Annotated in this window: 1 protein-coding gene; it reads right to left on the bottom strand. The window is 67.0% G+C overall.

Annotated elements, in window-relative coordinates:
* A partial coding sequence (locus BFF77_RS31740) for an SPFH domain-containing protein (protein ID WP_245703985.1) occupies positions 1-350 on the bottom strand: 350 nt, incomplete at its 3' end.
* Positions 351-672: the final 322 nt, after the last annotated feature.

Here is a 672-nt window from a genome sequence, read left to right as displayed (position 1 = left end):
TGCGCCATCTGCGAGACCGCGAACCGGTAGTCCTCGACGCGGATCACCGCGTCCGCCGCGTCCACGACCTTGAAGTAGATCACCGCGTCCACACGGACGGTCACATTGTCCCGCGTGATGCCGTCCTGTGCGGGCACCGGCATCGTCACGATCTGCATATTGACTTTGTGCAGCCTGTCCACAAACGGGACGATCATCGTCAATCCCGGCCCTCGCACACCCGCACGGAGCCGGCCCAGCCGGAGGACCACGCCTCGTTCGTACTGCTTGACGACCCGCGCGGCGGACATCCCGTACAACCCCAGGGCGCATATCGCCACTATGACCGCTATGACCAGTTCCTGGACCATGATGAGGCCCCCTGACGCCGAAGCGAGATGCTCATACCTACGGTATGCCCTGTATGACCCGGTAGTCGAGAATCGGGAACGGGCTTCTACGGGCCGGTAGCCGACCGGTGACCGGCACCTCACCACCCCGGACTACCCCGGCCGGCCGCGCACCTCGTGCCGTGGCACCACGGATCCGGCAGTGTGACCAGCACCGGGCCCGCACCGGGCTTCTTCCGGCCGACCCGACGAACCGACGAGCCACCCACCGACTCCGACCACCGACGAGCCGACCAGGACCGCCCATGTCCGTGACCAACCACCGGCGCCGCCTCGGCATCGC

Source organism: Streptomyces lushanensis (assembly GCF_001700515.1).
In the GTDB taxonomy this organism is placed as follows: Bacteria; Actinomycetota; Actinomycetes; order Streptomycetales; family Streptomycetaceae; genus Streptomyces; species Streptomyces lushanensis.
The sequence above is the reverse complement of the archived record's forward strand: the minus strand, read 5'-3'. Positions and strand labels throughout refer to the sequence as shown.